The following is a 25,004-nucleotide window of genomic DNA, read 5'->3' as shown; positions in this document are numbered from 1 at the left end:
CCGGGTTCAGCAGAAGCTACGCGGGTCTGCGCGGTCTGCCGGGGTACGTACGTACGGGAGGGCCGCTCAAAGCTCCCCGGTGCACGTGCCCCGGCCAACGCTTGCCTGAGACGTCCCCCAAGACATCCCATGAACGTCCCCCAAGACGTTCTTGGCATCGCCCACTTAGACTCGCGAACGGCCCGAATGGTTACCCCCAAATATCTGTGATCTAGGTCTCTTTGTGAAGGTCCTGTGCGTCACGTGTAGGTCAATTCACGTGAAGCGTCGAAGTCGCAAGCTGTTTGTCACGACAAATACGGACGAAAATGCCATGGCCAGTCCGGCGATCATCGGGTTCAGGAGACCGCACGCGGCCAGCGGAAGCGTCGCCACGTTGTAGCCGAAGGCCCATCCCAGATTTCCCTTGATCGTCGCCAGGGTCCGGCGGGCGAGCCGGATGGCGTCCGCGGCCACCCGGAGGTCGCCGCGGACCAGCGTCAGATCGCTCGCCTCGATCGCCGCGTCCGTGCCGGTGCCCATGGCCAGGCCCAGGTCGGCGGTGGCGAGCGCGGCGGCGTCGTTCACGCCGTCCCCGACCATGGCGACCGTCCGGCCCTCGGCCTGGAGCCGACGGACGACCTCCACCTTCTCCTCGGGCAGGACCTCGGCGAAGACCCGGCCCGCGTCGATGCCGACCTCCGCCGCCACCGTCTCGGCCACCGCCCGCCCGTCCCCGGTCAGCAGGACCGGCGTCAGGCCGAGGGCCCGCAGCCGCGTCACCGCCTCCGCGCTCGTCTCCTTGACGGCGTCGGCGACGGTCAGGGACCCGCGCGCCCGCCCGTCCCAGGCGACCTGCACCGCCCCCGGCTCCGGGACCTCCGGCAGCTCGACGCCCCCGGCCGCCAGCAGGGCCGGGCGGCCCACCAGGACGGCGCGGCCGTCGACCGTGCCGCGCACGCCGAGGCCGGGCACGTTCTCGAAGGACGTCGGTACGGGCAGCTCGCCCAGCTTCTCCGCGGCGCCCGCCGCGACCGCCCGGGCCACCGGGTGCTCGGAGGCGTGCTCCAGGGCGCCCGCGAGCCGCAGCAACTCGGCCTCGTCCACCCCCTCGTACGCGGACACCTTCGTCAGCCGCATCCGGCCGGTCGTGACCGTGCCGGTCTTGTCGAGGACGACGGTGTCGACGCGGCGGGTGGACTCCAGGACCTCCGGACCCTTGATCAGGATGCCGAGCTGCGCGCCGCGACCGGTGCCCACCATGAGCGCGGTCGGGGTCGCGAGGCCCAGGGCGCAGGGGCAGGCGATGATCAGTACGGCGACGGCGGCGGTGAACGCGCCGGTCGTGTCCTCGACCACGAACAGCCAGGTCAGCAGGGTGCCCAGTGCGATGTAGAGGACCACGGGGACGAAGACGGCGGAGATCCGGTCGGCGAGCCGCTGCACCTCGGCCTTGCCGTTCTGCGCGTCCTCGACCAGCTGGGCCATCCGGGCCAGCTGGGTGTCCGCGCCGACCCGCGTCGCCTCGACGACCAGCCGCCCGGAGGTGTTGAGACAGCCGCCGGTGACCGGGTCGCCGGCCGCCACGTCGGCGGGCACGGACTCGCCGGTGAGCAGGGAGGCGTCCACGGCCGATGCGCCCTCGACGACCGTCCCGTCGGTGGCGACCTTCTCGCCGGGGCGGACCACGAAGTGCTCGCCGGTCCGCAGGTCGCCCACCGGGATCCGTACCTCCGTACCTTCCCGCAGCACCGCCACGTCCTTGGCGCCGAGCTCCATCAGGGCGCGCAGCGCGGAGCCGGCCCTGCGTTTGGCGCGTGCCTCCAGATAGCGGCCGAGGAGGAGGAAGGTGGTGACGCCGGCCGCGACCTCCAGGTAGAGGGCGGAGGCGCCGTCGGTGCGGCCGGCGGTGAGGTCGAAGCCGTGGCGCATGCCCGGCATGCCCGCGTCGCCGAGGAACAGCGCCCACAGCGACCAGCCGAAGGCGGCCAGCGTGCCGACGGAGACGAGGGTGTCCATGGTCGCCGCGCCGTGCCGCAGGTTGGTCCACGCGGCGAGGTGGAACGGCAGTCCGCCCCAGACGACGACCGGGGAGGCGAGGGTCAGGGAGAGCCACTGCCAGTTGTCGAACTGGAGGGCCGGGACCATGGCGAGCAGGACGACCGGCGCGGAGAGCACCGCCGAGACGGTCAGCCGGCGGCGCAGCGCGCCGAGTTCGGGGTCCGTCTCGTCATGGGTGTCCGACGGTCCGGGGTCCGGCGGCGCGGGCTCCTCGGCGGTGTAGCCGGTCCTGACGACCGTCGCGATCAGATCGGTGACCGCCGTCTCGGGCGGGTGCTCGATCCGTGCCTTCTCCGTCGCGTAGTTGACGGTCGCCGTGACGCCTTCCATCCGGTTGAGCTTCTTCTCGACGCGGGCGGCGCAGGAGGCGCAGGTCATCCCGCCGATGACGAGCTCGGTCGTCTGGGCGGCGGGCGCGGGACTCGGAGTCATGGGCGGTTCCAAAGGGGAGCAGGGCCGTACCGCGCAACGGTACGGCCCTGCGGGGGCGGGGCGGGAGTCCGCCCGGGGACGCGCTGGGACGCGGCCGGTGACCTCGGGGCTTCGGTCGGGCTTGGCGGGGTGGCCGGGGCTTCGGGCTTCGGTCAGGCCTGGTCGGGGTGGCCGGGGCTCCGGGCTTCGGTCAGGCCTGGCCGACGAGCTCGTATCCGGCCTCGTCGACGGCGGCGCGGACGGCCTCCTCGTCGAGGGCGGTCGCGGAGACCACGGTGACCTGGCCGGTGGAGGCCACGGCCTTGACGGAGGAGACCCCGGCGATCTCGGAGATCTCGCTGGAGACCGCGCCCTCGCAGTGCCCGCAGGTCATTCCCTTGACCTGGTACACGGTGGTGAGTTCGGTCGTCGTCTCGGCGGTCATGACGGTCTCCTCTTCGAGGGGCGTGCTGGTACGTGCTGGTACAGGCTGGTACTGAAACACAGATTATACCCCTAGGGGGTATGAATTCCAGTCGCGGGCCGATCGTGCCGCGCGGGGGGCGCGGTGGCCGGGGTGGACCCTGTGTTAAATACCCGATATGTCGCATTCGGGGACCACGCTGATCCTGATCATGGCGATCGCCGTCCTGGCGCCGCTGCTCGCCTACGGGGTGGGGCGCCGTCTGCCCGTACCCCTCGTCATCTTCGAGATCCTGCTCGGCATCCTCATCGGCCCCGACATCCTCGGCTGGGCGCACCCGGGCGCCCTGATCGACGGACTCTCCGAACTCGGGCTCGCCATGCTGATCTTCCTCGCCGGGTACGAGATCGAGTTCGGCAAGGTGCGTGGTGACACCCTCAAGCGCTCGGTGGGGGCGTGGGTGATCACCCTGGCGCTCGGCCTCGGAACCGGGGTGCTGCTGGGCGACGGCTTCCACAACGGCGTCTTCATCGGTGTGGCGCTCACCAGTACCGCGCTCGGCACCGTCCTGCCGGTGCTGCGCGACGCGGGCGAACTGCACGGCCGGTTCGGCTCGGTGGTGATGGCCTTCGGCGCGGTGGGCGAGTTCGGGCCGATCATCGCGATGGCGCTGCTCCTGAGCGGCCGTGGCGCGGCCGAGTCCACCGCGCTGCTCGCCGTCTTCGCGGCCCTGACGGCCGGGGCGGTGTTCTGGGCGCTGCGGCCGAGGCCGCCGTGGTTCTCCACGGTCATCGCCAAGACCCTGCACACCAGCGGTCAGTTCGCGGTCCGCTTCGTCTTCCTGGTGCTCGCGGTGATGCTGGGCGCCTCGCAGGCCCTCGGACTCGACGTGCTGCTCGGCGCGTTCGCCGCCGGAATGATCACCCGGCTCGTCCTGACCGGCGCCGCGCCGGAGGCGGGCCCGGCGATCCTGGAGAAGGTCGAGGCGGTCGGCTTCGGCTTCCTGGTGCCGGTCTTCTTCGTCGTCACCGGCATCGAGTTCGACCTGGACTCGCTGCTCGACGGCGGCCGGACGCTGCTCCTGCTGCCGCTCTTCCTGCTGCTCTTCCTGGTGCTGCGCGGCGGCCCGGTCTGGTTCCTGGCCCCCGGCGACCTGACGCGCGGGGAACGCGGCGCGCTGGTGCTCTACGAGTCCACGGCCCTGCCGCTCGTCGTCGCGATCACCACCATCGGCGTGGACGACAAGGCCCTGTCGGCGGGCGAGGCGGCGGCGCTGGTGGGGGCCGCGATGGTCTCGGTCCTCGTCTTCCCGCTGGTCGCGCTGAAGATCCGCGCGGGGGCGGGGGAGAAGCGGCTGCCGAAGGAGACGGTCGGCGGCTCGGAGTCGTGGTGATCGGGCCGGTGCGGGGCCGGCGCGGGGCCGGCGCGGGGTGTGCGGGTGCGGGGTGGGCGGTGGCGCTCAGGGCGCGGGTCTGGTCGTAGTCGCGGCCGTGGCGGCGGGGGTGGCTTCGCGGTCGTCGAGTGCCGAGCCGATGATCGGGTCGAGGTAGCGGAAGAGGACCTGCTTCAACTCGGCGGAGGTGGCGTCCCGCTCCGGCCCCTCGGGCGCGGCGAGCACCAGGGCGAGGCCGCCCTTGAAGACGGCGAAGGTCATGTCGGCGATGAGGGTGCGCTGGGTCCGGGGCAGCTCCGGGAGGTAGAGCCCCAACAGATCGCTGATGCGGGCCAGCAGGGAGGCGTGCAGGGCGTCGTGCTCCTCGGCGATCCGGCCGGGGATGTCGGAGCCGTGCATGAGGGCGAGGAAGACCGGGTTCTGGCAGTTGAACTCGATCATCGGGTCGACGACGGCGTCCAGCAGCTCGGGCAGCGGCAGCGCGAGGTTCTCCGCCGAGAACGCCTGGCCGTGCGCCTCGCGCATCTCGTGCAGGAGGCGGTCGCCGAGCTCGATGGCGATGGCCTCCTTGTTCGGGAAGTACTGGTAGAGCGTGCCCGGCGAGACGTGCGCCTCGCGGGCGATCGCGTTGGTGCTGGCCGCGGTGTACCCGGAGGTGCAGAAGACGCTCGTGGCGGCCTGGAGCAGCTGCGCGATCCGGCGCTCGCCGCGGGCCTGGCGGCGGCGCGGCTTCGGTTCCTCGGACATGGCTGTCCACAGCCTCCTCGACGCGATTGACAAACACGAGAGGTCGCTCGCATTCTTGGGGAACGCGAGTGGTCGCTCGTGTTTGCCAGTTTATGGCAAGGGTCGACCCATGCGGCCTGCCGGGAAGCGAGCGCATGGGTCAGGTGAAGGGGACACCGCGTCATGGCCGAAGTCAAGAAGTCAGGGCCCGCCCGGGGCGGGGGGTGGACCCGGTTCGTGACCGTCAGGCCGCGCCTGACGCTGCTGGTCGCGCTCGTGATCACCGCGCTCGCCGTCCTCGCGGGCGGCGGCGTCGCCGATCGGATGGGCAGCGGCGGCTGGGAGGACCCGGCCGCCGAATCCACGTACGCGACGCGGGCCCTGGAGCGGGAGTTCCCCGCCTCCCAGCCGAACGTGCTCCTGCTCGTGGACGCCCGGAAGGGCGCGGTCGACGATCCCGCCGTGGCCGCCGAGGCCCGAAGGCTCACGGAGCGGCTGGAAGCCGAGCCGGGCGTGAGCGGCGTCGGCTCGTACTGGGGGACCGGCGCCCCGGCCCTGCGCTCCGAGGACGGCCGGCAGGCCGTGATCGCCGCCCGGATCGAGGGCGACGAGAAGGCGGCCGGCGAGATCCTGGAGCGGATCGCCCCTGTGTACCGGGGGGCGCACGGGCCGGTCGAGGTCTCGGTCGGCGGGCCGCTGGCCGTCCAGCACGAGATGGAGACGGTGATCCAGGAGGACCTGCTGCGCGCCGAGCTCATCGCCCTGCCGGTGACGCTCGTCCTGCTCGTCATGGTCTTCGGCAGCGCGATCGCCGCGCTGCTCCCACTGGGAATTGGCATCGTGGCCATCCTGGGGACGAACGCGGTGCTGCGCGGCATCACGGAGTTCACCGACGTCTCGGTCTTCGCCCAGAACCTCACCACCGCCCTCGGGCTCGGACTCGCCATCGACTACGCCCTGTTCGTGGTCCGCCGCTTCCGCGAGGAGCTCGCCGGCGGAGCCGACAGCCGGACCGCGATCGGCACGACCCTGCGCACCGCCGGGCGGACCGTGCTCTTCTCGGCGCTGACCGTGGCCGTCTCGCTCGCCGCGATGCTGGTCTTCCCGCAGTACTTCCTGCGCTCCTTCGCCTACGCGGGCATCGCGGTCGTGCTCCTCGCGGCGGCGGCCGCGCTGATCCTGCTGCCCGCCGCGCTGATGCTGCTCGGGGACCGGGTCAACGCGCTCGACCTGCGCCGGTTGTTCCGCCGCGGCCGTCGCAGGGCGGAGGCCGGTGCGCCCGAGGGACCCGCGCCCGAGGCCTCCGACGCCGGGGCCGGTTGGGGCCGGGCGGCGGGGCTCGTGATGCGTCGGGCGCCGGTCTTCGCCGTGGCCACGGCGACCGGTCTGGTCCTCCTGGGGCTGCCCTTCCTCGGCGTGAACTTCGGCACGGTCGACGACCGCCAGCTGCCCGCCACCGCCGAGTCCCGGATGGTCCAGGACGAGCTGCGCGCCGGCTTCCCCGGCGGCCCCGGCGGCGGACTCACCGTCCTCGCCGAGGGCGCGGCCGGCCCGGAGGCGCTCAGCGGCTACCGCGAGCGGATCCAAGGTCTCGACGGGGTGGTCCGGGTGGACGGGCCGGTGACCTCCGGGGCGGGCGCCTCCGGGGCGGACGCCGGAGGCCACGCGTACTTCACCGTGGTGCCGGAGGGGGAGGGCGTCGGGGAGACCGCCCAGCGGGTGGTGGGCGAACTGCGCGCCACGGACGCCCCGTTCGACACCTCGGTGACCGGCGCGGCCGCCGTCCTGGTCGACTCCAAGGACGCCATAGGCGACCGGCTGCCCTGGGCGCTGGCGATCATCGTCGTCGTCACCCTGCTCCTGGTCTTCCTGCTGACCGGCAGTGTGGTGATCCCGGTCCAGGCCGTCGTCCTCAACGCCCTCAGCCTGACGGCGATGTTCGGCGCGGTCGTCTGGGTCTTCCAGGACGGCCACCTCTCGGGGCTGCTCGGCTTCACCCCGACCGGTGACATAGAGACGAACCTGCCGGTGCTCATGTTCTGCGTCGCCTTCGGACTCTCCATGGACTATGGCGTGTTCCTGCTCTCCCGGATCAAGGAGGAGTACGACGCGACGGGCGACCACGACCACGCGGTCCGCTTCGGCCTGCGGCACACCGGTGGCCTCATCACCGCCGCCGCCGTCATCCTCGCCGTCGTCATGGTGGCCATCGGCACCTCCCGGGTGACCAACACCAAGATGCTGGGGCTCGGGGTCGCGCTGGCCGTGCTGATGGACGCGATGGTGGTCCGCAGCCTGCTGGTGCCCGCCGTGATGAAGCTGACCGGCCGTCTGACCTGGTGGGCACCGGGCCCGTTGCGCCGCTTCCACGACCGGTTCGGGATAAGCGAGGGCGGCACCGCGTCGAAGCCCGCGTCGGCCGAGGCAGCCAAGGCGACCGAGGCGGCCGAGCGGGACGAGGAGGCCGCGCGGGACAAGGAGGCCGTCGGGGGCTGACCGCCGTAGGGAACGGCCCGCAGGCCCCGCGTCGGCCGGCGCCGGGGCCTGCGCGGGGCGGTACGGCTCAGTCCCGGCGGCTCCGGTTGCCGGGGCGGTTGGCCACCCAGCGACGGATCGTGTCCGCGTACCAGTAGGGCTTGCCCGACTCGACATGGTCGGGCGGCGGCAGGAGGCCGTGCTTCCGGTAGGAGCGGACGGTGTCCGGCTGCACCCTGATGTGCGCGGCGATGTCCTTGTACGACCAGAGCCTTCGGTCCGTCATGCGTGGTACCTCCCTGTCCGCCACGCAGCGGCGGCGGGGGTGCCGTTCGGGGGAGCTGCGGGACGGGCGCTGGCGATCACTGAGCCTGTGCCCCCTGCAACGACCTCTTCCAACGGGAGGAGAGCGGCTGTCGAACGGCTGTGACGTAAAGGCCGCGTAATGGAGATATGTGTGACGACAGCGGGACGGATGTGACGTAAGTGGCGCACGGTCCCCGCGTGAGCCGTCCCACGATCCGGCTCATCAGGCCCTCGAACGCCTCCTGCCAGCGGGCAGGTCTACGCTGTGACCTGCGGCCAGCGCGTGATCGTCTGTCTTCGCACGCCGATGATCAGGGGGTGGCCGCGCCCGTCTCCCCAGCGCGTCGGGTTCGCGCAGCGTCCGCCCGCCGTTCCTGTGTCAGGAGGACATGTGCGACGTGGCGAAGTCTGGTGGATGGAGTTCGACGAGCGGCGGCCGGTCGTGCTGCTGTCGGGAGACGACGCGTCCGGGATCCGGGTGATGCAGGTCGTCGCTCCGGCGGGCGTCGACATCACCGGTCTGGGCGTCGAAGTGGCGGTAGGCGCCGTGGAAGGGCTGCCCTTTGAAGGCGTGCTGCGGTTCGCGTTGCCACGTCCGGGCTTTACCCCTTGCACGTGGCTGACCACCGTGTCCCGGGACGACCTGATCGAGCGAGCGGGCGTTCTGTCCTCCGCGAAACTCGGAGAGATGGAGAACGCCCTCCGTCTCGCTGAGCAGACGGAGGAGTGGACCCCGGCGACGACCGCGAAGCTCAGCGAGATGAGGAACGCCCTCCGTCTCGGTGGACTCGGGTAGCTCGGTGGAGTCGGGTAGGCGGAGAAGAACCGGTCGCCCGCGACGGCGTGGTCGGCCTCGTCCAGATGATCGACGCTGCCGGCTGCCTCCTCGGAGCCCCCACGGTCGAGATCACGAACCGCGGCTGGAGTACTAGGCGCCGCAGGAGCGCAGGAAGCGGCGGGTGCGGACCGCGATCGGATACGGCCGGTCGGGCTCGCACGGGTACATGTCCTGCTCGACGATGGCGAAGAGCTCCACGTCGAGCGCCTGGGCCGCCGCCAGGACCGGCTCCAGGGCGGGCACACCCGAGGGCGGCTCGCACATGACGCCCCGGGCCACCGCCGGGCCGAACGGCACCTCGTCGGCGACGACCCCGGCGAGGACCTCCGGGTCGACCTGCTTGAGGTGGAGGTAGCCGATCCGCTCGCCGTACGTCTCGATCAGCTTCACGCTGTCGCCGCCGCAGTAGGTGTAGTGCCCGGTGTCCAGGCAGAGGGAGACCAGCTCCGGATCGGTGGCGTCCAGGAACCGGGTCACGTTCTCCTCGGTGTCCACATGGGTGTCCGCGTGCGGGTGGACGACGATCCTCAGCCCGAAGCGATCCCGGACCTCGCGGCCCAGACGCTCGGTCAGACCGGTCAGATCACGCCACTGTTCGGGTGTGAGCGTGCGGTCCTCCAGGACCTCGCCCGTCTTGTCGTCCCGCCAGAAGGACGGGATGACGACCAGATGCTCGGCGCCCATCGCCTGTGCGAGCGCCGCGTTGTCGGCCACGTGGGCCCAGGTCTTCTCCCAGACGGCCGGCCCGTGGTGCAGCCCGGTGAAGACCGTGCCCGCCGAGACCCGCAGGCCCCGGCGGCCCGTCTCCTCGGCCAGGACCGCGGGATCGGTGGGCAGATAGCCGTACGGGCCGAGTTCGATCCACGCGTACCCGGCGTCCGCGACCTCGTCGAGGAAGCGCTGCCAGGGGACCTGCCGGGGATCGTCGGGGAACCAGACGCCCCAGGAGTCCGGGGCGGAGCCGATACGGATACGGGACAGCGGCGACGGCTTCGTCATGTGAGCCACCTTGACCGTGCCCGGAACGACGCGTCAAGGCACTCGTCCGAATGTAAGGACATAGCGTTGACAGGGTTCGGGGCGGACGGCTAGACCTGGGTGCGGGGCCGAGGTGAGAGGTGGCGCGCGTGGATGCGGAGCCGGAGCCGTACGAGCTGATCACGGTGGGACGCCTCGGGGTGGACCTCTATCCGCTCCAGGTCGGCGTCCCGCTCGCCCGGGTGGAGACGTTCGGGAAGTACCTCGGGGGCTCGCCCGCGAACGTGGCCGTCGCGGCGGCCCGGCTCGGCCGGCGGACGGCGCTGGTGAGCAGGACCGGGGCGGACCCGTTCGGGGATTACCTGCACGAGGAACTGCGCGGCTTCGGCGTCGACGACCGGTGGGTGACGCCGGTGGCGGCGTACCCGACACCGGTCACGTTCTGCGAGATCTTCCCGCCCGACGACTTCCCGATCCACTTCTACCGCCGACCCAAGGCCCCGGACCTGGAGATCCGCCCGGAGGAGCTGGACCTCGCGGCGATCCGCGCGGCGCGCGCGTTCTGGGTCACGGGCACCGGCCTGAGCGTCGAGCCGAGCAGGGCGGCGACGCTGGGCGCGCTGCGGGAGCGGGACGGTGCCGATCTCACCGTCCTCGACCTGGACTGGCGTCCGGCGCTCTGGCCCGACCCGGCCGAGGCGGGCCCGCTCTACCGGGAGGCCCTGCGCACGGCCACGGTCGCCGTCGGGAACCTGGAGGAGTGCGAGGTCGCGACGGGCGAGCGCGAGCCGTACGCGGCGGCTCGCGCGCTGCTCGCCGCGGGGGTGCGGCTCGCTGTCGTCAAGCAGGGCCCCAAGGGCGTCCTCGCCATGACCGCCGACGGGGAGAGCGCGGAGGTCGCCCCGCTGCCGGTCGAGGTGGTCAACGGCCTCGGCGCGGGCGACGCGTTCGGCGGGGCGCTCTGCGACGGGCTGCTTGCCGGCGGGGACCTGGACCGCACCCTGCGCCGGGCCAACGCGGCGGGCGCCATCGTGGCCGGCCGGCTCGCCTGCTCCCCGGCGATGCCGTACGCCGACGAGATCGACCTGGCCCTCACCACCGGCACCGGCACACTCCCGGAGCGCACCCCATGACCCACGACCCCGGCCCGTCGGACACTCCAGCCCCAGCCCCGGCCCCGGCCCCCGCCCTCGAAGGCTCCGCAGCTCCCGATCCCGCCCCGGCCCCCGCCCTCGAAGGCTCCGCAGCTCCCGATCCCGCCCCCGCCCCCGTCCTCGATGGCTCCCCAGCCCCAGTCCCCGAAGGCTCCTCAGCCCCAGCCCCAGCCCCAGCCCCAGCCTCAGCCTCAGCCCCAGCCCCAGCCCCAGCCCCCGTCCTCGCCCCCGCCCCCGTCCTCCAAGGCGCCCCCGACCCCGTCGACGTCGAGTGGCTCGTCGGGGTGCGGGCGCGGCGGCCGGAGGCGGTGGCCGAGGCTGCCGCGCGACGGCGGACGCGGGGGCTCTTCGAGGAGCGGGATCGGCTGCTGATCGTCGCCGCCGACCACCCCGCCCGGGGCGCGCTCGGCGTCGGCGGGCGGCCGTACGCGATGGCCGACCGCGCCGACCTGCTGGGCCGGCTCCGGCTCGCGCTCTCCCGGCCCGGTGTCGACGGCGTCCTCGCCTCCGCCGACATCCTCGACGACCTCCTCCTGCTCGGCGCCCTCGACGACCGCCTCGCCGTCGGCTCGATGAACCGCGGCGGTCTCGCCGGCGCCGCCTTCGAGCTGGACGACCGGTTCACCGGCCACCGCCCCCAGGACCTCGCCCGGCTCGGCTTCGACGCGGGCAAGCTCCTGCTGCGGATCGACCCGGACGACCCCGGTTCGCTCACCACCCTGCACGCCGCCGCCCGCGCCGTCGACGAGATGGCCGCCCTGCGCCTGCCCGTCTTCGTCGAACCCTTCCTCTGCCACCGCGACCACGACGGCCGGCTCCGCAACGACCTCTCCGCCGAGGCCGTCATCACCTCCCTCACCATCGCCTCCGGCCTCGGCGGCACCTCCGCCTACACCTGGCTCAAGGTCCCCGTCACCGACCGCCCCGAGGACATGGCCCGCGTCCTGGAGGCCACCACCCTCCCCACCGTCCTCCTCGGCGGAGACCCCGGCCCCGGGCCGGACGCCCAGGACGTCCTGTACGAGAAATGGCGCCATGCGCTGCGGCTGCCCACCGTCCGGGGCCTGGTCGTCGGCCGCGGCCTGCTCTACCCCGAGGACGGCGATGTGGCCGGAGCGGTCGATACCGCTGCGCGCCTGCTGCGCGAGACGGTAGGAAGGACCCTGCACACGTGAACGATCACCGCCACGAGCTCCATCTGCCCGCCGGGACCGCCTCCCACGGGCCGTACACGCTCCACGTCGACCCCGACCGGGCAGGCTGGGGGCACTCCGCACTGCGCGTCCTCGAACTCGGCCCGGGAGCCACCCACCTCCTGGACACCGGGGACAGCGAGTGGATCGTCCTTCCGCTCGCCGGCGGCTGTACGGTGCACATCGACGGCCAGACGCTTCAACTCCTGGGCCGCGAGAGCGTGTTCGGCGGAGTGACCGACTTCGCCTACGTGCCCCGCGACGCACGGGTCCAGATCGCCTCCGGTGCGGGAGGCCGCTTCGCTTTGGCAGGAGCGAAGTGCGAGCGACGACTCCCCGCCCGCTACGGCCCCGCGCCGGAGGTACCCGTCGAAGACCGCGGCAGCGGCAACCAGGCCCGGCAGGTACGGAACTTCGCCGCCGCCGGCGTCTTCGAGGCGGACCGCCTGATCGCCGTCGAGGTGATCACCCCCGGCGGGAACTGGTCCTCCTACCCGCCGCACAAGCACGACGAGCACCGCCCCGGCGTCGAGTCCGAGCTGGAGGAGATCTACTACTACGAGATCGCCGGCGGCGGAGTCGGCTACCAGCGGATCTCCCCCTCCCGGCCCGGCGGCGCCGACCTCCTCGCCGAGGTCCGCACCGGCGACGCCGTCCTCGTGCCCGACGGCTGGCACGGCCCGTCGATCGCGCAGCCGGCGCACGACATGTACTACCTGAACGTGATGGCAGGACCAGGCCCCGACCGGGAGTGGAAGATCTGCTTCCACCCGGACCACACGGAGGGATACAGGTGAGGGCAAGGTGACCATGACTCTGACGGTCGCGCAGGCGCTGGTGCGGTTCCTCGCCGCGCAGCACACCGAACGCGACGGCGTGCGCCGCCGGCTGATCGCCTCGACCTGGGGGATCTTCGGCCACGGGAACGTCGCCGGGATCGGCCAGGCCCTGGTCGAGTACGCCGACGACATGCCGTACCACCAGGGCCGTAACGAACAGGCCATGGTGCACGCCGCCGTCGGCTACGCCCGGCAGTCGAACCGGCTCTCCGCGCACGCCGTGACCACCTCCATCGGCCCAGGCGCCACCAACCTCGTCACCGGCGCCGCGCTCGCCACGATCAACCGCCTCCCGGTCCTGCTCCTGCCCGGCGACACCTTCGCCACCCGCCCCGCCGACCCGGTCCTCCAGCAGCTCGAAGTCCCCTACGCCGGCGATGTGTCGGTCAACGACTGCCTGCGGCCGGTCTCCGCGTACTTCGACCGGATCACCCGCCCCGAGGCGCTGATCCCGGCCGCGCTCGCCGCCGTGCGGGTCCTCACCGACCCCGTCCGGACCGGCGCCGTCACGCTCGCCCTGCCGCAGGACGTCCAGGCGGAGGCGTGCGACTGGCCCGAGGAGTTCTTCGCCGAACGGGTCTGGCGGGTGCGCAGGCAGCAGCCGGACGAGGGCGAACTCGACGCGGCGGTACGGGCGGTCAGGGCCGCCGAGCGCCCGCTGATCGTCGCGGGCGGCGGGGTCAGGTACAGCGCAGCCGAGACCGCCCTGGGGGCCTTCGCCGCCGCCACCGGCATCCCCGTCGCCGTCACCCAGGCCGGCAAGGGCGTCCTGCCGCACGGCCACCCGGCCGACGTCGGCGCGCTGGGCCACACCGGCACCGCGACCGCGAACGGACTCGCCCGCACCGCCGACCTCGTCCTCGGGATCGGCACCCGCTACTCCGACTTCACCACCGCGTCCTCGACGCTCTTCGCGCACCCCGCCGTCCGCTTCGTCAACCTCAACGTCGCCTCCTTCGACGCCCACAAGCTGGCCGCCGAGCCGCTGGTCGGGGACGCCCGCGAGGGCCTCGAACTCCTCCACGCCGAGCTGGACGGCCACACGGTCGCCCCGGCCTACGCGGCGGCGTACCGCGAGGAGCGGACACGCTGGGAGCAGCGGGTCACCGCCGCGTACACGCCCGCCGACGAGGGCGCCCGGCCCACCCAACCGCAGGTCCTGGGCGCACTCGACACTCTGGTCGACGGCACCGACATCCTGATCAACGCGGCCGGCTCGCTCCCCGGCGACCTCCACAAGCTCTGGCGGGCCCGCTCCTCGGACCAGTACCACGTCGAATACGGGTACTCGTGCATGGGCTACGAGATCCCGGCGGCCGTCGGAGTGGCGCTCGCCGCGCCCGACCGTCCGGTCTGGGCGCTCGTGGGCGACGGTACCTACCTCATGAATCCCACCGAAATCGTCACGGCCGTGCAGCTGGCGCTGCCCATCAAGGTCGTGATCCTGCAGAACCACGGCTACGCCTCGATCGGGGGCCTCTCGCAGGCCGTCGGAGGCGAGGGATTCGGCACCGCGTACCGCTTCCGGGCCCGGGACGGCGGCTTCACCGGCGCGCCGCTCCCGGTCGACCTGGCGGCCAACGCCGCCTCCCTCGGGATGCGGGTGCTGACCCCCCGTACCGTACGTGACCTGCGGGAAGCCCTCGCCGACGCGCGGGCGGCGACCGTTCCCACATGTGTCTATGTGGAGACCGAAACGGCAGACACTGTGTCGGGCGCGCCCCCCGCGCAGGCATGGTGGGATGTGCCCGTGGCCGAGACCGCGACCCGCCCGTCTGCGATCAAGGCCCGGGAGGAGTACGACCGGCACGTCACCGCCCGACGCCGCCATCTCTGAAGGAGCACGAAATGACGAAGACCGTCAACCACTGGATCGGTGGCAAGTCCGTCGAGGGCACGTCGGGCAACTGGGGCCCGGTCACCGACCCCGCCACCGGCGCCGTGACCACGCGCGTGGCGCTCGCCTCGGTCGAGGAGGTCGACGCGGCGGTGGCCGCGGCGAAGACCGCCTTCGAGACCTGGGGCACGGCGTCGCTGGCGCAGCGCACCACGATCCTGTTCAAGTTCCGCGCGCTGCTCGACGCCAACCGGGACGCGATCGCCGAGCTGATCGTCGCCGAGCACGGCAAGGTGCACTCGGACGCGCTGGGCGAGGTCGCCCGCGGTCTGGAGATCGTGGACCTGGCGTGCGGGATCACCACGCAGCTCAAGGGCGAACTGTCGACGCAGGTGTCGAACCGCGTCGACGTGGCCTCGATCCGCCAGCCGGTGGGCGTCGTGGCCGGCATCACGCCGTTCAACTTCCCCGCCATGGTGCCGATGTGGATGTTCCCGATCGCCATCGCGTGCGGCAACACCTTCATCCTCAAGCCGAGCGAGAAGGACCCCTCGCCGTCGCTGAAGATCGCGGAGCTGCTCGCCGAGGCGGGTCTGCCGGAAGGCGTCTTCAACGTCCTCCACGGCGACAAGGTGGCCGTGGACCGGCTCCTGGAGCACCCGGACGTCTCGGCGATCTCCTTCGTCGGCTCGACCCCGATCGCGCGCCACATCCACACCACCGCCTCCGCGTCGGGCAAGCGCGTCCAGGCGCTCGGCGGCGCGAAGAACCACATGCTGGTGCTGCCGGACGCGGACCTGGACGCGGCGGCGGACGCGGCGGTCTCGGCGGCGTACGGCTCGGCCGGTGAGCGCTGCATGGCGATCTCGGCGGTCGTCGCGGTCGGCGCGATCGGCGACGAGCTGGTGGAGAAGATCCGCGAGCGGGCCGAGAAGATCAAGATCGGCCCCGGCAACGACCCGACGTCGGAGATGGGCCCGCTCATCACCGCGGTCCACCGCGACAAGGTCGCCTCGTACGTGAAGGGCGCGGCCGACGAGGGCTGCGAGGTCGTCCTGGACGGCACGGGCTACACGGTGGACGGCCACGAGGACGGCCACTGGATCGGCCTCTCGCTCCTGGACCGGGTCCCGACGACGGCGAAGGCGTACCAGGACGAGATCTTCGGCCCGGTGCTGTGCGTGCTGCGCGCGGAGACGTACGAGGAGGGCGTGGCCCTCATCAACGCCTCGCCGTTCGGCAACGGCACCGCGATCTTCACCCGCGACGGTGGCGCGGCCCGCCGCTTCCAGCTGGAGATCCAGGCGGGCATGGTCGGCGTGAACGTCCCGATCCCGGTGCCGGTGGGCTACCACTCCTTCGGCGGCTGGAAGGACTCGCTCTTCGGCGACCACCACATCTACGGCAACGACGGCGTCCACTTCTACACCCGCGGCAAGGTCGTCACGACCCGGTGGCCGGACCCCTCGGACGCCCCCGCCGGCGTCGACCTGGGCTTCCCCCGCAACCACTGACGCCCCCCGTCCCCCCTCGACCCCCGCAGGCTCCGGCCGACGGGGGTCGAGGTCGTTCCGTGGCGGGGCGCCGGGCCCGCTCACGCCCGTCTACGCTCTCCCGGCCCAGCCGGGAGCCGTGACCGCCGCAGGAGGCGCGGCGTGCGGGAGCGGCTCGGTGCTCACCCCGTCCAGCAGGACGATGTTCGGGTTGCAGTCGGCGGGGTGGACCCTCACGGAACCGTCCGGCCCCCGCTCCACCAGCAGCAGACTGAAATCGGCGAGCGCCTGGAGCTGGGTCGGCTCGACCGCGTACTCGTAGACCCGCTGCCGACCCCGCGCGACACTCGTGTTGGTTCCGTCGCTCGTCGTGTACGAGGTGGACTCGTTGGTCGTGTGCGTCGTACTGGTCGACGTGCCGCTCGTCTCGCTGTAGCTGCCACCGGAGTTGGTGGAGGTGCTCGACGGGAAGAGCACGGACCCGGGCTGATAGGTGCTGCTGTTGCCCCAGTTCGAGCCCCGCGTCACCGACTCACTGAGCGTGGTGCCGGTGCTCAGGGACGAACCGACGGTCTTGGCCACCGAGGTGCTCACCGTCGTTCCCTCGGTGTCCGTCAGCGAGTGCATGACGAACGAGTGGTGGCGGCCCATGAAGTCGGCGGCGATTCCCGCCTCCTGGTGGTTGCCCAGCCGCATGAATCCGACCGTGCCGCCGCCGATCACCTCCTGCGCGCCGTCGCGCAGATGCGGGTGGAGCACGGTGAGCTGAGCCCCGCGCCGCTCACAGACGCTGGCCAACTGCTCCATGCACCGCCGCTGGATGCCCTGCTCGCCGAGCGCGACGACCACCGCCGGCACCGCCTCCGCGAAACCGGCCAGACGCCGGGTGACGCTCTGCACGGCCAGGTCGGCCAGCATCTCGGTACTGGCCGACCCGGTGGCGAAGTCCAGCGCGATGCAGGTGAGATAGCCGGGCCCGCGGTCGCCGCGCTCCACTCCCAGGCGTTCCAGGGGCTGGATGAAGGACACGAGGCGCAGCAGGCTGTCGCGTAGCTGGTCCTTGTTCTTGGCGCCCAAAAGGTCGTCCGCGATGCGGTTGCGCTCCGCTCGCGTGAGGGCGTCGGTGTCGTCGAACTCACCCGCCAGGGCGCGCAGACCCGCGCCGAGACGGGCCGGGGTGACATCCCCGCCCAGGACCCCGCACAGCTGGTGGAGGATCCTGGTGTCGAGGGACCTCGCGGCCCGGTGCGCCGTGGAGTCGTCGGCGTACATCGCCTCCACGAGGGCGTCGACCAGCCCGTCGGCCGTGAGACCGCTCACGATGCCGCTGTCGGCGATGCGGCTCGGCAGCAGTTGCACGTCGACGGGGACACCGGCCAGTCCGGCGAGCTCGGCGAGCTCCTGGCAGATGTGGGCCTGCGTCAGGTCGACCACGATCAGGGGCTGCTGTTGGAGCGTCGAGGTGCCGAAGACCGTCAGGAAGCCCTCCCGGCTGCGCTGGCTGCCGCCGAAGACGTCCAGGCGCCGCGTGCCGGGACGGGTCGGGAGCGCGCCCCACGCGGGCTGACCGCTGACCCATCCGTCCTGCGCTGCCGTGTGCCGCGCGCCGCGCTGGTACCAGTCGTTCCAGGCGTACTGGAAGTGGTGCTCCAGCTCCGCGCGCTTGGCCTCCAGGTGCGTGGCCGCCGTGGTCGCCGACCGTCCCGCGTGGAGGACGAGGGCCAGGCAGACCGCGGCGGCCACGAGGGCGAGTACCGCGAACGTGACGCCGGCCACGGCGGTCAGCAGCAGGAGCACCAGCACGATCGCGCCACCGGCCTTGGGCACGGCGGCCTTGCGGGCCTCATGGGCCAGTCGGGCGGAGTGCGCGCGGTTCTCGTAGGCGACGGGGACGGGTTGGCGCTGTGGTTCCGGCTCGGAGAAGTGGACGCGCAGCGACTCGGGGTCGCGGTAGGTCCAGCCCAGCCGCTGCCCTCCGGCGAACAGGCGCCCGACGTGCTGGGCCGCTACTGCCGTGGGCTCGGCTCCGGTGTTCGTCGTCTGGAAGGTCACGAGGCAGAGTTTCCGGTGGGGTTGTGGGGACCGTGCGGGGCGGGGGTGCCGTAGCCGTGCGGCGCGGGGGCGCTGTGCGGGGCGGGGGTGCCGTAGCCGTGCGGCGCGGGGGCGCTGTGCGGGGCGGGGGTGCCGTAGCCGTGCGGCGCGGGGGTGCCGGAGGGGGCGGGGGTGCCGTGGGGGGCAGGGATGCCGGCGCCGTACGGGGCCGGAGGAGCGGGAGACTCGGCGAAGCCCACCAACGCCTCCAGCGCGCGGATCCGCTCATGCAACGGCGGGTGCGTGGCCATCAGCCGTGCGACCAGGGGCGCTCGACCGTCGTCGTCGCCGCGTTGCTGCCATCCGGTGAGCGCGGAGAGCGCCATGGGACCGTAGCCGATCTCCGCGGCGAACCGGTCGGCACGCAGCTCTCCGCGTCGCCCCGCCCAGGCGAGGAGGAGCGGTACGGCGAAGAGGGCCAGCGCGGGCGGGAAGGCCAGGGCCACGGCGACGGCCACGATGCCGACGATCAGCGCGAAGAAGAGCGCGCCGAGGCAGGCGACCTGCGCCGTCACGAGGAACACGAACTTGACGACGGCCTTGACGACACGCATGACGATCCGTGCCGGGAGCGCGTACCAGAAACCCAGCAGCCGTGACCAGGCGTGGCCTCCCACGTGGTGCCCCAGCTCGTGCGCGAGCACCGCGGTGAGCTGCTCCGGCGGGAGGTCCTGGAGGGAGGCGCGTGTGACGGTGACGATGTGGCCCGCCGCGGCGAAGGCGTTGATCTTTTTGCTGTCCTCGATCCACAGGGTGTAGCGCGAACCGTCGACGCCGGCCTGCCGGGTCACGTGGTCCCAGAGCGGACGAAGCCTTGCCATCTCGGCGGCGGTGGGCCGGCGCGCCTTGAAGAGGAATCGGGCCAGTACGTCTTCGGTCGGCCGGTAGAACATCAGCGCACCGGAGGCGAGCCAGGCGACGACGAAGACGACGTCCAGCACCGGCGGCATCAGCAGGGACAGCAGCCAGATGACGAGCAGGCTGCTGAGGAAGAGGGGAAGGTAGAGCAGGAGGGTCGTGATGGACGACGCGTCCGCGCGTCGGCGAACCGGCGGCGGCGCGGTCGGGTCGTACACGGGCGCGGGAGTCCCGCCCGGTATCTGCGGGTGCTCGGCCTGGACCTGCTGCGGGTGGGCGGGGGGCTGCGATACGGGGACTCCGGGGGCGGTGGCAGGAGCCGGGGCGGGCGGCTGTCCCTGCACCGGCGCCGGGGGGTACCCGCTCGCCTGGAAGCCCGCGGTGGACGGCGCCCCGCCGAAGTGCCCGGACGCGGGAGGCTGACCTTGGGGCGCGTGCGGCTGGGCAGGTGGTGCGTACGGCTGCGGCGGGGGTGCGTAGGGCTGTGCTGGTGGTGCGTAGGGCTGGGCCGGGGGCGCGTAGGACTGGGTCGGCGGTGCGTACGGCTGGGTCGGTGGCACGTGCGGCTGGGTCGGGGGCGCGTAGGACTGGGGCGGCGGTGCGTACGGCTGGGCCGGTGGTGCGTACGGCTGCGCCGGCGGCGCAGCCGGGTAACCGGGCGCCTGCGCGGGGGGAGCCGTGGGCATGCTCGGCGGAGGTCCGGCGGGCGGGGAGGGATGTCCCTGCGGCGGGTGGACGGGTGCCTGCCCGTGAAAGGGCTGAGGCTGTCCCTGCGGGTGGGGGGCAGGGGCCTCGCGCGGGTCTGGTGCGGCGAATTCGCCGTTCCACGACGGGCCTTGCGGCTGTGGAGGATCGACAGGCTGAGCCATCGTAGTTCGCCCCGTTGGTGTATGGCGCTCAAAAGGCGCTGCAAGCAACATGGTTGGGCCGACGGCCAACCGGCAGGCGGTCGAGAGGCATTGCAGCGATTCGACTCGCCCCCGTTCCGCCGAAGCGGAGAGTCGTTCATCGGCCTGTAGGAGCGTAATGCTCCATCACTGGTTCTCCGGAGTCCAGTTGTCGCTGAGCCGACCACACGACTCGGACAGGTTGGACGCCGGCTTGATCAACTCTAGGATGCCGTCACAAGGTCGATCTGCTGGGGGGACCATGGCGATCACGCCCCGCACCTACGACGAGGGCGGGGTCGTAGGCGTCGCTCCGTCTCGGAGGGTGCGACGAACACGGTTCGTTGTCCGCTCACAGACGGGGGCGGTGTCTCGCCGAGCATGATGTCCAGCCGACCGAGCCCCGAAGCGTGGCACCGTCTCCTGAGCATGCCCACGTACGCGCTGACCGAGGTGCCGCGCCGTAGGCCGGACGCCTCCAAGCCCCAGGGTCCCGAAGACGATCTGCGCGGGCACCGGTTCGCCGCGCTGGTCTCCGCCTTCCACGCCGGCGGCCCGCACGATCCGGGCCAGGGCAGCGTCCTCCTCGGCTGGGCCAGACCGTCGGCGACCCAGCCCCTCGACGTCTTCCTGGGCGGCTCCGCGCTCGCCGGAGGCATGGACGCCGTCGACCCGGACACGACTCTCCTGCGTCTGCCCGCGGGGGCACGGGCGCGGCGACAGGCCCCGGGCGTGATCGCGGCAACCCTGTCCCCCTTCCCCTGGTGGACCTCCGTCTCCGGGCTCTCCGACGGACTTCTGGTCGACGGCGAGGCCAGGGACCAGGCGACGACCGGACCGCGCCCCACCCTGGAGGACTGCCTGCTCTCCGTGTGGCAGGAGGCCTTCGCCTGGCTGGTGTTGGCCGATCCGGTGCCGCCGGACGAACTGGACGAGCTGACCGGCGACGTCGCGGACCTGCGGCGACGCGCGCAGTCCAAGGCGGCCGACTCTCCCGAGTACGGTCTGCAGGCCGCCCGCCTGGAGCGTCGGCACGAGGAACTGGCCAAGGCCTCGGCCACCGGCCTGTGGCGCATACGTCTGCTCGCCGGCGGCCGCACGCCCGAGGACGCGCAGCGGGTCGCCGCGCTCGTCTGCGCCTCCGCGGACCTTGCGGGACTCCCGTACGCGCTCAAGCCGACCGGGTGGGCCGGTGACCTCCCCACGATGCTGACCGCCGGCACCGACGACTCGTCGGAGGCCGGGCGCTTCCCGTTCCACGGCAGCTCGGAGCTGTTGACCGCGCTGGTCAGGCCACCGGCTCAGGAGGTGCCGGGCGTGCGGTTCGTCCTGCGCCCCGACTTCGACGTGACTCCGGAGAGCAGGGCGGCCACGCCCGCTCAGGCGGGTGCGGGTGCGGGTCCGATCCGGCTCGGTACCGTCCTGGACCGCAATCGGGGCCCCGTGGGCGACCTGGAGCTGCCCCGCTCCACCCTGAACCGGCACACCTTCGTCTGCGGGGCGACGGGAGGTGGCAAGTCCCAGACCGTGCGCGGTCTGTTGGAGACCGCCTCGCGCGAGCGGCTGCCCTGGCTGGTCGTCGAGCCGGCCAAGGCGGAGTACCGCTTCATGTCCGCGCGTCTGGGGGACGAGCACGAGGTCATCGTCATCAAGCCCGGCGACCGGGACACCCTGCCGGCGGGCCTGAACCCGCTGGAGCCGTCGGTGTTCGCGAACGGGGAACGCTTCCCGCTGCAGACGCACCTCGACATGGTCCGCGCACTCTTCCTCGCCTCCTTCGACCCGCAGGAACCTTTCCCGCAGGTGCTGAGCGCCGCGCTGACGCGTTGCTACGAGGACCTCGGCTGGGACCTGACGCTCGGCGAAGCGCGGTACTCCGGGACCGAACCGCGCTACCCGACGCTGGAGGACCTGGAAGACACCGCGCTGCGGATCGTCGCGGAGATCGGCTACGGCAAGGAGATCACGGACAACGTCAAGGGCTTCATCAAGATCCGGCTCGCCACCCTCCGGCTCGGCACGACAGGCCGGTTCCTCGAAGGCGGCCACCCCATCGACTTCGGTGAACTCCTCAAGCGCAACGTCGTGTTCGAGATCGAGGATGTCGGGGACGACAAGGACAAGGCGTTCCTGATGGGGACCATCCTCATCCGCCTCGTGGAGTACCTGCGCATGGAACAGCGCACGACCCGCAGAATCGCCTTCCCTCTCCGACACCTGACCGTCTTCGAGGAGGCCCACCGTCTGCTGCGGCGCTCGGAGGAGGGCGGAGCGAGCGCCCATGCGGTGGAGATGTTCGCGGGCCTGCTCGCGGAGATCCGCGCCTACGGGGAAGGGCTGGTGATCGCCGACCAGATCCCCGCCAAACTCGTCCCCGACGTCATCAAGAACACCGCCGCCAAGGTCGTCCACCGCCTCCCGGCGCAGGACGACCGTGAGGCCGTCGGCGCGACCATGAACATCACCGAGGCACAGTCGGAGTATCTGGTCACCCTCAGGCCCGGGGAGGCCGCGGTCTTCACCGACGGCATGGACTATCCCCTGCTGGTCCGCATGGAGGACGGAACCTCCCGGGAGGACGCGGCGGACATCCGGCCGGCGTCCCCCGCCCCGATGGTGGAGCGGCGCAGCGCGGCGTGCGGCGAAGGCTGCTCGACGGCCCCGTGCACGCTCAGGCAGTTGCGCACCTCGGAGCGCCTGGCGGAGGAGGACGGTCTTCGGATCACCCTCTGGGCCGAGATGTCCGTCGCGGCGCACCTGTTGGGCTGGGTCACGCCCCTGCCGGGTGAGGCGATGCGCGCCGCGCTCGCGCCGCACTGGGCCGGAGACCGCCGCGGGGTGGAGTGCGCCATCGGCCAGGCCGTCGACCGCGCCGTGCACAGCCGGGTGGGAGCACCCGGCTCGCCCGGCGCCCTCGCCGCGCACGTCGCCGCGATGATGCGGGCCCAGCTCGACGGGCGCGACCCCTGCCCGATCGCGGAACCGCGATGGAAGGCGCGTAAGGGGACGAAGACACGGCAGTACTACCACGGGCGCGCCGCGCCGTCCGTGGTGGAGCGTGTCGTCGGCTGTGCCGACCCGTCGGAGGACTGGTCCCGGCGCTTCGCCCAGGCGCTCACGTGCTTCGAGCGCAGACCGCGCAAGCCGGCCAGGCCCGAGCCGTCCACGGGGGGCAGGGGCGAGGGGCAGGAGTAGACGGCTGACCATCCGGTCGAAGGGCTCTCCGTAAACCGTTGGCTCCCGGGGCGCGTCGTCGCGCACGCTGGGGCCATGTCCGTCGTACTGCCGAAGTATCAGATCCGCGCCCTGCACACCGCCTCCACGGTCACCGTCTATCAGGCGTACCAGCCCGCCATCGGGGTGCCGGCCGCTCGGGACGGGCGGTTTCCGGAGGCGTGGAAGCGGGATCGGATGACGTGGATCAAGCCGTCGTTCCTGTGGATGATGTACCGCTGCGGGTGGGGTCTGAAGGAAGGACAGCAGACCGTGCTCGCCGTGGAGATCCGGCGCGACGGGTTCGAATGGGCGTTGCGGAACGCCTGTCTGTCGCACTACGTACGCGGATTCCATGCCGACCAGGCGTCCTGGGAACGGGAGTTGCGGCAGGCGCCGACGCGGGTGCAGTGGGATCCGGAACGGGATCTGCGGCTCCAGGCACTGCCGCACCGATCCCTGCAGCTCGGGCTCTCGGGGGAGGCGGCGCGGCGATACGGGGACGAGTGGATCGTCTCCGTACGGGATGTCACGCCCCTCGCACACCGGATCCACGCGCTCGTGCGCGCGGGAAACACCGACGCGGCCACCGCCGAACTGCCCGAGGAGACCCCCTACCCGGTGGGTGGGGGTCTCCTCGGGCGGGTGGTGCGTTGAGGCTGCCTCGACTCACGGGACAGGCTGCTTCTCGCCTCCTCCGAAAAGGAAGTCGTACACATCCTGCAGGTAGGAGTAGAGGGCGTCCTCGGTGTCGAATTCGATGGACGTGAGGGTTTCGTACTCCTCCGCCGTGAGTCGCCTCTCGTTCAGGACGGACAGCAGTCCCTGCCGAACCGCGTCCTTCCATTCCGGCTTGAAGTGTTCCAGTGTCTCGCGGGTCGCCGACATGTCGTCGTACGCCACCTCCTGTTGAAGGTAGACGCTGATGAAACGCTGGAGTTCTTCATTCACTGTCAGCTCTCCTAAGGGTGTCTCATGTGGGCGGGATTCGGGTACATGGTATGGAGTTGCCAGGCTCCGTCACGGAAGTGGTAGACGGGCTTGATGAATCCGCCTTCGAAGTCGACCTCGAGGGCCGTGTCCGGGTCGGACGGATCGAGGTAGAAGCCCTGGCAGCGTTCATGGCCGTCCTCGCCCAGAACGTCCTCGATGGGGACCTTGTCAGGCGGAATCCCATTGTCTTCTATGTATGCACGGCAGTACTCGTCGGCCGTTACCAAGTCCTCCGGATTCTCGAACTTGGTCGCGTATGCTCCGCAACGGTGCACTCCGCCATGCACGCCGTCGACGGTGCTGTTCGTGAGCGGATCCTTCTGTTCTTCCAACTTCATATGGCCCACGTACTGGGAGGCGGAGCCGTACAGCTTGGGTGAACCGTTCTCCAGGATCGGTTTGCCGAGGCGATCCTTCAATTGGTCTTCGGTCACGTCCAAGTGGCGTCCCGGGGCGTGCCCTTCGCCGCCCTTCCGGTCGTCCAGCTCGTCGATCCGTTGCTGGACGGTCTCCGGGTCCAAGGTCTCGGCAGCCGGCGTCCGTTCATCGTCGCGTTCGTCGGCCGCCGCGACTTCCTCGGACTCCAGGCCGTCGTCCGGCTCCTCCGGCTCGTCCGGCTCCCGAGCAGTCTCCGCCTCCGCGACGGGCGGATCGGGTATCTCGGGCTCGGGCGGCCGGGACCGCCCCCACGGTGCATGTCGGTCCTTGGCCCGCGGACGACGCTCGAGGCGCGACAGGTGGCTTGGCGAGTCGCTGGTTGCGGTGCTCCACCCCGTCCGTGCAGCCGACGATCCGCTCCGGTGTCGACGGGCAGGCGTCACCGTCGTGTGGTTGAGCGTACGTCACCCACGCCAC

The 25,004-nt window shown here is 72.0% G+C and carries 19 protein-coding genes; 10 read left to right on the top strand and 9 right to left on the bottom strand.

All coding sequences use genetic code 11. The features are described from left to right. Positions 1-255: 255 nt before the first annotated feature. Both ACIPPS_RS23530 and ACIPPS_RS23525 read right to left on the bottom strand, forming a co-directional pair. Entirely contained in the window at positions 256-2,472 is a 2,217-nt protein-coding gene (locus tag ACIPPS_RS23530) for a heavy metal translocating P-type ATPase (protein ID WP_401435345.1), read from the bottom strand. A gap of 190 nt (positions 2,473-2,662) precedes the next feature. Further along, a complete protein-coding gene (locus ACIPPS_RS23525; protein WP_401435342.1) occupies positions 2,663-2,896 on the bottom strand; it encodes a heavy-metal-associated domain-containing protein in 234 nt (77 codons plus the stop codon). 157 nt (positions 2,897-3,053) lie between these two features. Between ACIPPS_RS23525 and ACIPPS_RS23520 the strand changes: the two genes are divergently transcribed. Next, positions 3,054-4,268 (top strand): cation:proton antiporter, encoded by a 1,215-nt coding sequence (locus ACIPPS_RS23520; protein WP_401435339.1) that lies wholly within the window; start codon positions 3,054-3,056, stop codon positions 4,266-4,268. Between the two features lie 66 nt (positions 4,269-4,334). Here the strand turns inward: ACIPPS_RS23520 and ACIPPS_RS23515 are convergent, their stop codons facing one another. Further along, entirely contained in the window at positions 4,335-5,015 is a 681-nt protein-coding gene (locus tag ACIPPS_RS23515) for a TetR/AcrR family transcriptional regulator (RefSeq protein WP_401435336.1), read from the bottom strand. Between the two features lie 162 nt (positions 5,016-5,177). Between ACIPPS_RS23515 and ACIPPS_RS23510 the strand changes: the two genes are divergently transcribed. Further along, the gene (locus tag ACIPPS_RS23510; RefSeq protein ID WP_401435334.1) at positions 5,178-7,490 is read left to right on the top strand and encodes an MMPL family transporter; all 2,313 of its coding nucleotides are present in this window, start codon (positions 5,178-5,180) and stop codon (positions 7,488-7,490) included. 67 nt (positions 7,491-7,557) lie between these two features. Here ACIPPS_RS23510 and ACIPPS_RS23505 read toward each other — a convergent pair whose 3' ends face one another. After that, positions 7,558-7,755 carry a helix-turn-helix transcriptional regulator gene (locus tag ACIPPS_RS23505; RefSeq protein WP_401435331.1) on the bottom strand — a complete coding sequence of 66 codons (198 nt, stop codon included), beginning with the start codon at positions 7,753-7,755 and terminating at the stop codon, positions 7,558-7,560. Between the two features lie 411 nt (positions 7,756-8,166). Between ACIPPS_RS23505 and ACIPPS_RS23500 the strand changes: the two genes are divergently transcribed. After that, the gene (locus ACIPPS_RS23500) at positions 8,167-8,571 is read left to right on the top strand and encodes a type II toxin-antitoxin system PemK/MazF family toxin (protein WP_401435328.1); all 405 of its coding nucleotides are present in this window, start codon (positions 8,167-8,169) and stop codon (positions 8,569-8,571) included. A gap of 132 nt (positions 8,572-8,703) precedes the next feature. Here ACIPPS_RS23500 and ACIPPS_RS23495 read toward each other — a convergent pair whose 3' ends face one another. Then, on the bottom strand, positions 8,704-9,612 hold the full coding sequence (locus ACIPPS_RS23495) for a sugar phosphate isomerase/epimerase family protein (RefSeq protein ID WP_401435326.1): 909 nt from the start codon (positions 9,610-9,612) through the stop codon (positions 8,704-8,706). 128 nt (positions 9,613-9,740) lie between these two features. On the opposite strand from ACIPPS_RS23495, the gene iolC reads away from it, so the two are divergent. From iolC to mmsA, 5 genes are all read left to right on the top strand, one after another. Continuing rightward, positions 9,741-10,724, top strand: a complete 984-nt coding sequence (gene iolC, locus ACIPPS_RS23490) for a 5-dehydro-2-deoxygluconokinase (protein ID WP_401435324.1) — start codon at positions 9,741-9,743, stop codon at positions 10,722-10,724. A gap of 305 nt (positions 10,725-11,029) precedes the next feature. Beyond that, entirely contained in the window at positions 11,030-11,920 is an 891-nt protein-coding gene (locus ACIPPS_RS23485) for a deoxyribose-phosphate aldolase (protein WP_401435321.1), read from the top strand. After that, on the top strand, positions 11,917-12,735 hold the full coding sequence (iolB, locus tag ACIPPS_RS23480) for a 5-deoxy-glucuronate isomerase (protein WP_401435318.1): 819 nt from the start codon (positions 11,917-11,919) through the stop codon (positions 12,733-12,735). Before ACIPPS_RS23485 ends, iolB begins: the two co-directional genes overlap by 4 nt. A 13-nt stretch (positions 12,736-12,748) precedes the next feature. Further along, entirely contained in the window at positions 12,749-14,614 is a 1,866-nt protein-coding gene (gene iolD, locus ACIPPS_RS23475; RefSeq protein WP_401435820.1) for a 3D-(3,5/4)-trihydroxycyclohexane-1,2-dione acylhydrolase (decyclizing), read from the top strand. An 11-nt stretch (positions 14,615-14,625) separates the two neighbouring features. Continuing rightward, the gene (gene mmsA, locus ACIPPS_RS23470; RefSeq protein ID WP_401435316.1) at positions 14,626-16,128 is read left to right on the top strand and encodes a CoA-acylating methylmalonate-semialdehyde dehydrogenase; all 1,503 of its coding nucleotides are present in this window, start codon (positions 14,626-14,628) and stop codon (positions 16,126-16,128) included. A 90-nt stretch (positions 16,129-16,218) separates the two neighbouring features. Here mmsA and ACIPPS_RS23465 read toward each other — a convergent pair whose 3' ends face one another. Together ACIPPS_RS23465 and ACIPPS_RS23460 are read right to left on the bottom strand one after the other, a co-directional pair. Continuing rightward, positions 16,219-18,159, bottom strand: coding sequence for a hypothetical protein (locus tag ACIPPS_RS23465; protein ID WP_401435313.1), 1,941 nt, complete (start codon positions 18,157-18,159; stop codon positions 16,219-16,221). Then, complete coding sequence (locus ACIPPS_RS23460; protein WP_401435310.1) at positions 18,156-19,274, bottom strand: M48 family metalloprotease; 1,119 nt, start codon at positions 19,272-19,274, stop codon at positions 18,156-18,158. The genes ACIPPS_RS23465 and ACIPPS_RS23460 overlap by 4 nt, the downstream gene beginning before the upstream one ends. A 1,098-nt stretch (positions 19,275-20,372) precedes the next feature. On the opposite strand from ACIPPS_RS23460, the gene ACIPPS_RS23455 reads away from it, so the two are divergent. Both ACIPPS_RS23455 and ACIPPS_RS23450 read left to right on the top strand, forming a co-directional pair. Beyond that, positions 20,373-23,138, top strand: coding sequence for an ATP-binding protein (locus ACIPPS_RS23455; protein WP_401435308.1), 2,766 nt, complete (start codon positions 20,373-20,375; stop codon positions 23,136-23,138). Positions 23,139-23,213: 75 nt separating this feature from the next. After that, positions 23,214-23,813 carry a DUF4291 domain-containing protein gene (locus tag ACIPPS_RS23450; protein ID WP_401435305.1) on the top strand — a complete coding sequence of 200 codons (600 nt, stop codon included), beginning with the start codon at positions 23,214-23,216 and terminating at the stop codon, positions 23,811-23,813. A gap of 12 nt (positions 23,814-23,825) precedes the next feature. Here the strand turns inward: ACIPPS_RS23450 and ACIPPS_RS23445 are convergent, their stop codons facing one another. Both ACIPPS_RS23445 and ACIPPS_RS23440 read right to left on the bottom strand, forming a co-directional pair. Beyond that, a complete protein-coding gene (locus ACIPPS_RS23445) occupies positions 23,826-24,107 on the bottom strand; it encodes a hypothetical protein (RefSeq protein ID WP_401435303.1) in 282 nt (93 codons plus the stop codon). A gap of 11 nt (positions 24,108-24,118) precedes the next feature. Then, complete coding sequence (locus ACIPPS_RS23440; RefSeq protein ID WP_401435301.1) at positions 24,119-24,970, bottom strand: hypothetical protein; 852 nt, start codon at positions 24,968-24,970, stop codon at positions 24,119-24,121. Between the last annotated feature and the right edge of the window lie 34 nt (positions 24,971-25,004).

This window comes from Streptomyces sp. NPDC090127 (assembly GCF_044746945.1).
Lineage (GTDB): Bacteria > Actinomycetota > Actinomycetes > Streptomycetales > Streptomycetaceae > Streptomyces.
Note: the sequence above shows the minus strand (reverse complement) of the source record. Positions and strands in the feature narration are given on the sequence as shown.

Excerpts from the sequence above, each read along its gene's own strand:
- ACIPPS_RS23525 (WP_401435342.1), bottom strand. The coding sequence starts at position 2,896 with ATGACCGCCGAGACGACGACCGAACTCACCACCGTGTACCAGGTCAAG.
- ACIPPS_RS23450 (WP_401435305.1), top strand. The coding sequence starts at position 23,214 with ATGTCCGTCGTACTGCCGAAGTATCAGATCCGCGCCCTGCACACCGCC.
- ACIPPS_RS23515 (WP_401435336.1), bottom strand. The coding sequence starts at position 5,015 with ATGTCCGAGGAACCGAAGCCGCGCCGCCGCCAGGCCCGCGGCGAGCGC.
- ACIPPS_RS23495 (WP_401435326.1), bottom strand. The coding sequence starts at position 9,612 with ATGACGAAGCCGTCGCCGCTGTCCCGTATCCGTATCGGCTCCGCCCCG.
- ACIPPS_RS23530 (WP_401435345.1), bottom strand. The coding sequence starts at position 2,472 with ATGACTCCGAGTCCCGCGCCCGCCGCCCAGACGACCGAGCTCGTCATC.
- ACIPPS_RS23520 (WP_401435339.1), top strand. The coding sequence starts at position 3,054 with ATGTCGCATTCGGGGACCACGCTGATCCTGATCATGGCGATCGCCGTC.
- ACIPPS_RS23510 (WP_401435334.1), top strand. The coding sequence starts at position 5,178 with ATGGCCGAAGTCAAGAAGTCAGGGCCCGCCCGGGGCGGGGGGTGGACC.
- ACIPPS_RS23505 (WP_401435331.1), bottom strand. The coding sequence starts at position 7,755 with ATGACGGACCGAAGGCTCTGGTCGTACAAGGACATCGCCGCGCACATC.
- mmsA (WP_401435316.1), top strand. The coding sequence starts at position 14,626 with ATGACGAAGACCGTCAACCACTGGATCGGTGGCAAGTCCGTCGAGGGC.
- ACIPPS_RS23455 (WP_401435308.1), top strand. The coding sequence starts at position 20,373 with ATGCCCACGTACGCGCTGACCGAGGTGCCGCGCCGTAGGCCGGACGCC.
- iolD (WP_401435820.1), top strand. The coding sequence starts at position 12,749 with ATGACTCTGACGGTCGCGCAGGCGCTGGTGCGGTTCCTCGCCGCGCAG.